Source organism: Ferruginibacter sp., assembly GCF_031430955.1.
Taxonomy (GTDB): domain Bacteria; phylum Bacteroidota; class Bacteroidia; order Chitinophagales; family Chitinophagaceae; genus Ferruginibacter.
The window spans coordinates 1-7539 of record NZ_JANPCM010000639.1 but is presented as its reverse complement, the minus strand read 5'-3'; the positions used below and the strand labels follow the sequence as shown (position 1 = coordinate 7539).

Annotated in this window: 10 protein-coding genes; 9 read left to right on the top strand and 1 reads right to left on the bottom strand. The window is 37.5% G+C overall.

Annotated elements, in window-relative coordinates:
- Positions 1–107 precede the first annotated feature (107 nt).
- Positions 108–776, bottom strand: coding sequence for a hypothetical protein (locus tag ACY65O_RS18140; RefSeq protein ID WP_462222272.1), 669 nt, complete (start codon positions 774–776; stop codon positions 108–110).
- Positions 777–862: 86 nt separating this feature from the next.
- On the opposite strand from ACY65O_RS18140, the gene infA reads away from it, so the two are divergent.
- From infA to ACY65O_RS18095, 9 genes are all read left to right on the top strand, one after another.
- Complete coding sequence (gene infA, locus ACY65O_RS18135; protein WP_255154770.1) at positions 863–1081, top strand: translation initiation factor IF-1; 219 nt, start codon at positions 863–865, stop codon at positions 1079–1081.
- Positions 1082–1148: 67 nt separating this feature from the next.
- Positions 1149–1265 (top strand): type B 50S ribosomal protein L36, encoded by a 117-nt coding sequence (gene ykgO, locus ACY65O_RS18130; protein WP_462222271.1) that lies wholly within the window; start codon positions 1149–1151, stop codon positions 1263–1265.
- Between the two features lie 80 nt (positions 1266–1345).
- Positions 1346–1726: a 30S ribosomal protein S13 gene (rpsM, locus tag ACY65O_RS18125; RefSeq protein ID WP_462222270.1), complete on the top strand. Its 381-nt coding sequence runs from the start codon at positions 1346–1348 to the stop codon at positions 1724–1726.
- A 154-nt stretch (positions 1727–1880) separates the two neighbouring features.
- Complete coding sequence (rpsK, locus tag ACY65O_RS18120) at positions 1881–2294, top strand: 30S ribosomal protein S11 (protein WP_462222269.1); 414 nt, start codon at positions 1881–1883, stop codon at positions 2292–2294.
- A 131-nt stretch (positions 2295–2425) separates the two neighbouring features.
- Entirely contained in the window at positions 2426–3031 is a 606-nt protein-coding gene (rpsD, locus tag ACY65O_RS18115) for a 30S ribosomal protein S4 (RefSeq protein WP_462222268.1), read from the top strand.
- 66 nt (positions 3032–3097) lie between these two features.
- On the top strand, positions 3098–4093 hold the full coding sequence (locus ACY65O_RS18110) for a DNA-directed RNA polymerase subunit alpha (protein ID WP_462222267.1): 996 nt from the start codon (positions 3098–3100) through the stop codon (positions 4091–4093).
- A 127-nt stretch (positions 4094–4220) separates the two neighbouring features.
- Positions 4221–4727, top strand: a complete 507-nt coding sequence (gene rplQ, locus ACY65O_RS18105) for a 50S ribosomal protein L17 (protein WP_462222266.1) — start codon at positions 4221–4223, stop codon at positions 4725–4727.
- Positions 4728–4894: 167 nt separating this feature from the next.
- Entirely contained in the window at positions 4895–6007 is a 1113-nt protein-coding gene (carA, locus tag ACY65O_RS18100) for a glutamine-hydrolyzing carbamoyl-phosphate synthase small subunit (RefSeq protein WP_462222265.1), read from the top strand.
- 226 nt (positions 6008–6233) lie between these two features.
- Positions 6234–6656, top strand: a complete 423-nt coding sequence (locus ACY65O_RS18095; RefSeq protein ID WP_462222264.1) for a type II 3-dehydroquinate dehydratase — start codon at positions 6234–6236, stop codon at positions 6654–6656.
- The last annotated feature ends 883 nt before the right edge of the window (positions 6657–7539 follow it).

Here is a 7539-nt window from a genome sequence, read left to right as displayed (position 1 = left end):
CGGTATAGCTACAGGAAGTAGCTAAAGGTTATACAGCAACGGTGTAAAAATTTCTATAATAGTTTTAATAAAATAATAACGAAACAACTTCTCAATATTGTAAACCCCTACTTAATATCCGAAGTCTTCAACACTGTATTTTGATCTGCATTAACTGTAAGTAAAGGGATATTGATTTTGTACTTACTTTCTATTAAGCCATATTTTGCGGTGTAGTACGATTGTATATCGGTGGTGATAGAACCGGGAGGTAAACCCTGTACTGCAATAGTGGTGGTGGTACGAATGACATCGGTATATGCTTTTCCATTTACGGTGCGGCTAATTCCTTTTTCGGCAATGGTGTTGGTAAAGGTTACGGGTATGGGAGCAGGAAAACCGCTAACAGGTACATTTACAATTTGGCTCCAGCTGATATTTACTGCAGCATTATCTTTTAAATAAATGGTGGAAACGGGACTGATGCCCTGAGCCGCTGAAAGATTTTTAAACGTCCAGTAATCGTTTAGGGTAATATTATAATAATCGTTGAGTGCGCCATTACTGTTGGTAAAAACATGGTACACCCGGGATTCTATGGTAGAATCACGGTTGGTAGAGGTAACTATATTTGTAGTAGTGGTGGCCGCAATATTGTTCTGGGTTTCGTAGGTCCAGGTGCTGCCGGCAGTAAAACTCATGTATTTTGGAGAGTCAACTACAGCAGGGGCGGTACTTTTTTTGCAGGAAATTGCTGCTGCTAACAGTACTAAAATGGCAAAATATGTCTTTTTCATGGGGGAAATATTTGATTTGTTGGTAAATATCGCAATTTTGTTTATAAATATTAAATTTATCTTCTTATCTTTGCGCTCCCAAATTTATGGCTAAACAGGCACTTATTAAACAAGACGGAACAATAGTAGAAGCGCTGAGCAATGCTATGTTTAAAGTAAAGTTAGAGAATGGTCACGAAATTTTAGCTACAATTTCGGGTAAAATGAGGATGCACTACATACGCATTTTACCGGGGGATAAAGTAGGGGTGGAAATGAGCCCTTATGATTTAACAAGAGGAAGAATAATATTCAGGTATAAATAAAATTGTCAATAGTGAATTGTGAAGTGTGAATATTTCACTTTTAATAACTCACAGCAAAAACAAGATCATGAAAGTAAGAGCATCTATTAAAAAACGCAGTGCAGATTGTAAGATTGTGAGAAGGAAAGGAATACTGTATGTGATTAACAAAAAGAATCCACGGTTTAAGCAAAAACAGGGATAAAATCAACAGGCAATTAGCAACAGGCAATTGCCCATTTGGTTTTAAAGAACATTAAACATTCAAACAATTAATATTAGAATATGGCTCGTATTGCCGGTATAGATTTACCAAAAAATAAAAGAGGCGAAATAGGACTTACCTACATTTATGGTATTGGCCGTTCCACTGCACAACACATTTTATCGAAAGCCGGTATTGACTTTAATAAAAAAGTTAACCAGTGGAATGATGATGAGCAAACTGCCATCCGTAACATTATCAGTGGCGAATTTAAAACTGAAGGTGCTTTACGCAGTGAAACACAGATGAACATCAAGCGTTTGCTTGATATTGCCTGTTACCGTGGTTTACGTCACCGTAAAGGTTTGCCTTTACGTGGTCAGCGTACACGTACCAACAGCCGTACAAGAAAAGGTAAGCGTAAGACAGTTGCAGGTAAAAAGAAAGTAGCGAAGAAATAATAATATGCAAAAGGGCAAATGTGCCAATATGCAAAATAATAAGGCTTCAATTTTTTTGAATCAACGCCAGATAGCAGGGAAGCCGCAGGAGGGTTGGTTCAGTTCCGAAAAAAAACGGGATATTTTTTAAAGATTACCTAATTTAAAATTATTTATGGCAAAAGCGCAGGCTGGTAAAGCCCAGGGAGCAAAAGCAGCTTCTAAAAAAAGAGTAGTAAAAGTAGATAGCTACGGCGATGCTCACATTGTAGCAAGTTTCAACAACATTATTATTAGTTTAACCAATAAGCAAGGCCAGGTTATATCATGGTCGAGCGCCGGTAAAATGGGTTTTAGGGGCAGTAAGAAAAATACACCTTATGCTGCACAAATGGCGGGTGCCGATGCAGCTAAAACTGCAGTTGATGCAGGTTTAAAAAGAGTGGATGTTTATGTAAAAGGACCAGGCAGCGGCCGTGAAGGCGCTATCCGTTCTTTATCTCAAAACGGCATTGAAGTAGCGATGATTAAAGACGTTACTCCGCTACCACATAACGGTTGCCGTCCTCCAAAGAAGAGAAGAGTTTAATCAATAGACAATGTGCAATAAGCAACAGGCAAATTGCCAATTGTTTATTGCCAATTTTTAATAACGGGTGCATTATTCATTTTACGATTTTTATAATGATGTACCGACACTAAAAAATCAATTACACAATTATGGCACGTTACACAGGCCCCAAAACAAAAATTTCCAGAATTTTTGGAGAACCGATTACCGGTAATGGTAAGTGGTTAACAAAAAACAGCAACCCTCCGGGTATGCACGGCGCTACACGTAAGCGTAAAACTTTAGGCGAATATGCTTTACAGTTAAGGGAAAAGCAAAAAGCTAAATACACTTATGGTTTGCTTGAAAAACAATTTCGTAAAACATTTGACGAAGCTGCAAGAAGAAAAGGCGTTACCGGTGAAAATTTAATTAAATTATTAGAAGCCCGTTTGGACAACACCGTCTTTCGTATGGGTATTGCACCAAGCCGCCAGGCTGCACGCCAGTTGGTATCGCATAAGCATGTTACCGTTAATGGTGATGTACTGAATGTACCATCTTACAGCTGCAAACCGGGTGATGTTATTGGGTTAAAAAATAAGAGTGCTGCCAACACTTCTATCAGTGGTAATTTGCGTGGCAAAAATGCAAAATTCAGCTGGTTAGACTGGAGCGAAGCAGAAGTAAAAGGTACTTTTATTGCTTATCCGGAAAGAGAGAGTGTTCCTGAAAATATTAAGGAGCAGTTGATTGTGGAGTTGTACAGTAAGTAAGCCTTGAGTCCTGAGCTTTGAGCTAATAGCTAAAAAAAATTGTAAACATTTAAACAACAAAATAAAATGGGAATTTTAAATTTTGTTAAGCCTGATAAAATCGTTCTTCAAAAAGCAACTGAATTTGAAGCCAACTTCGAATTCCGTCCGCTTGAGCCTGGTTACGGTGTAACTATTGGTAATGCCTTACGCAGGGTTTTATTAAACTCTCTGGAAGGTTATGCCATTATTGGTATTAACATTGTTGGTGCCGATCATGAGTTTGCAACCATTAAAGGTGTTACTGAAGATGTAACTGAAGTTATCCTTAACCTTAAGCAGGTTAGGATTAAAAGAAAAGTAGAGCATGACATTAACGTGGAGAAAGTCACGCTTTCTATTAAAAACAAATCGGAGTTTACTGCTGCAATGATTGGTGAAGCTTCACCTTCGTTTGAAGTAATGAACCCTGAATTGCTGATCTGCACAATGGACAGCAGTGCTAAATTAGATATTGAAATAACTATTGGTAAAGGCCGTGGTTATGTGCCTGCAGAAGAAAATAAAGAAAAGAGTTCTCACTTTGGATACATTCCCGTTGATGCTATTTACACTCCGATAAAGAATGTAAAATACACGATTGAGAATACCCGTGTGGAGCAACGTACCGATTTTGAAAAATTAATTATGGAAGTGGTTACCGATGGTACTATTCACCCGGAAGAAGCTGTAAAACAGGCGAGCCGTATTTTAATACAGCACCTGATGATCATTACAGATGAGAATATCACTTTTGATACTAAAGAAGATAAGAAAGAAGATTTAGTAGACGAACAAACTTTGCAATTGCGTAAAATGCTGAAGACACCATTGGAAGATTTGGATCTTTCGGTACGTGCCTTTAACTGTTTGAAAGCTGCTAAAATTAATTCTTTAAGCGAATTAGTTCAATACGAGCAGGAAGACCTGATGAAATTCAGAAACTTCGGCCAGAAATCTTTAAGCGAAATTGAGCAGGTGCTGCATGAAAGAGGATTAAGCTTTGGAATGGATTTGAGCAAGTTGAAATTGGATGATGAATAAAAGCCCCTCCTAAATCCTCCCCGGAAGAGAGGACTTTGAAGAGCTTTTATACTTTCAAAATGTATTAATTATTAAACAGTAGGTTATAATTCCTGACACGGTATAACCGAATTAAAACAACAAAGTCATGCGTCACGGAAACAAAAACAATAACCTCAGCAGAACGGCTTCTCACAGAAAAGCGTTACTGATGAACTTAGGTTGCCAGTTAATTATCAATAAAAGAATTACTACTACTTTAGCAAAAGCAAAAGTTTTACGTACTTATATTGAACCGCTAATTACTAAAACAAAAAACACATCAAGCAAAGAAGCTATTATGCACAATCACCGTATTGTGTTCAGCTACTTGAATGATAAAGATGCTGTAAAAGAATTATTTACTGTTGTTGCACCAAAAGTTGCAAGCCGCCCAGGTGGTTATACCCGTATTATTAAATTGGGTGCAAGGGTTGGTGATAATGCAGAAATTGCAATGATTGAATTAGTTGACTTTAACGAAATTTACGGTAAAGGAATTAGTGCAGCTGCTGAACCTGCTAAAAAAACACGTAGAGCCGGTGGTGCTAAGAAGAAAGCAACTGAAGAAGCTGCTGAAACAACTACTGATACCGCTACAGAAGAAAAAGCATAATTTGAAACTAACTGTTTATAAAAACTCTGATATTATTATCGGAGTTTTTTTTTGATATTTATGCGTCATGACGGTTTAGAGCCGTCTGACGCATAAATATCAAAATGTGAAAAATTTTATTTGTTCATTACGCAATTGAATTGCTTTCTTTGCAAAACTTTTAAAACATGTCGACCACCCACACCAAGCCTGCAATTTTAATTTTAGAAGACGGGAATATTTTTTATGGAAAAGCTTTTGGCAAAATTGGTACTGCCACAGGCGAAGTATGTTTTAATACCGGGATGACTGGTTACCAGGAAGTATTTACCGACCCCAGTTATTACGGGCAGGTTTTAATAATGAACAGTGTGCATATTGGCAACTATGGTGTAAAAGCTGCAGATGTGGAGAGTGACAGTGTAAAAGTGAAAGCTGTTATTGGCCGCAACCTGGAAGATAAGTACAGCCGCTTTATGGCCGATGCATCGCTGCAGGAATATTTTGAAGCACAAAATGTAGTAGCTATTGATGGTATTGACACCAGGGCTTTAGTGGCGCATATACGTACACAGGGCGCTATGAACTGTATTATATCTTCTGAATTATTAGATACAGAACAACTGAAAGCGGAATTAAAAAAAGTGCCTTCGATGGATGGATTGGAGCTGGCATCTGCTGTTAGTACCAATGAAGAATATTTTTTGGGAGATGAAAAAAGTGAATTGAGAATTGCAGTATTGGATTTTGGTATTAAGAAAAATATTTTGAATTGTTTGGTAGAGAGAGGCGCTTATGTAAAAGTACATCCTGCAAAAACAAGTTTTGAAAAATTAGAAGCGTTTAAGCCTGTTGGATATTTTATAAGCAATGGCCCCGGCGATCCTGCACCAATGGATTATGCAATTGCTACAGTGAAAAAAATTCTGGCTGCTAAAAAGCCTTTATTTGGAATTTGCTTAGGTCATCAGTTGCTGGCACTTGCTAATGATATACCTACTTTTAAAATGCATCACGGGCATCGTGGATTAAACCACCCGGTAAAAAATATAATTAGTGGTAAAAGCGAAATTACTACTCAAAACCACGGCTTTGGTGTTGACCCGAAAGCGGTAAAAGCAAATACCAATGTGGAAATAACCCATGTTAATTTAAACGATGACAGTATTGAAGGCATCCGCTTAAAAGATAAGCCTGCATTTTCTGTTCAGTATCATCCCGAAGCTACTCCCGGGCCGCATGACAGCAGGTATTTATTTGATGATTTTATTGAACTGATAAATGCTCCGTCGGCCCAATAGGAGATAATGTTGTTAAGTTAGTTTTCGTAAAGACCTCACCCCTCCCGATTTATCGGGACTCCAAAAGAGAGGGAACTGGAATTTGGTGTTTTATAATTTAAAATACTATTAAACAGGTGCCATTGACCTAAAGTAGGAATTTTGAAATTTATTAGTCAAAACTGTTTCCTAATTTGCATGCAGTAATTTTTTATAATCACTAAATACTCTCTCAGGGGATAGAAGCATGAAAATAGCAATCATCAACGGGCCTAATTTAAACCTGCTTGGCACAAGAGAAGTAGATGTTTATGGCGGAGAAAATTTCGATACTTTTTTTGAAGAGTTGAAGACAAAATTTCCGGCAGCGGAGTTTAGTTTTTTTCAAAGTAATGTAGAAGGAGAATTGATAAATGAACTGCAACGGGTTGGTTATACTGATGAAGGTATTGTTTTTAACCCGGGAGGTTATACCCACACTTCTGTAGCCATTGGCGATGCCATTGCTGCAATAATAACGCCTGTTATTGAAGTGCATATTTCTAATATTTTTGGAAGAGAAGAATTCAGAAAAATATCTCATGTTTCTGCAAAAGCAAAAGGTGTTATCAGTGGATTAGGATTAAAAGGGTATGAGCTGGCGGTAGAATGGTTAATGACCGGTAAATAAATTTTTACATAAAAATAAATTCCCCTCAATAAGCTTTAATATCAATTAGACATCGAATCTATCCGATTAAAAAAATGTCAGTCCCGATTATAATCGCATTGCCGTCAAGTTAATTTTTTTCAGCTTTCAATAAAACCCTTTACCAAAGCCCCATCTGGGGCGAAATATCAGTAGAAATAATTTTATTTTTTATTTCTATTAAGCCCCATCGGGGCGGCATGTTTTTTTTCGCAACCTTTTTGCTTCAATATACCGCCCCGATGGGGCTTTGCAACCAATAACTATCTAATTTCTACTGATATATCGCCTCTATGAGGCTTTTTAACCTGACGCCAATGCGATTATAATCGGGATTGACGAAACCGGTGCGGTGACCAACCGCCTTCGACAAGCTCAGGCTGACAGTAAGGTTTCAATGTCTAATTGATATAATTTATCATTCTGATAAATCAATTACACCATTATCTTTAAAATACCCACAGCAGGGTATAGCTGCAATTTTCTTTACACTTGCATTTAGGGTATAAAATAATTGTATGAAAAAATATTCCTCGCCGGCTAGTTTTGTTTAATCTCATTTTTTTTCTGTGCTGCACAACCTGCAGGCACAACTGAAAAGCTGGAAGTAAAAGTTGGCAACGAACTGACTTACCATGTTAAAAGTAAAGGCAGGGAATACGATTTTATTGTTATTATAAAAGAGTTAAGTGCTTTAAATGAAAATGCCATTGTATTCGACTGGCAAATGACTGTCCCGGTAAATAAGAAGGGCACTATTATTATTGGCCACGATGCTGCTGCCAATTCGAAAGCTTTTTACAACTGGTTTGCAGACGTCGAGAAAAAACTGGATAAAGAAACCCCGGTGTTTATTGCCTTTATG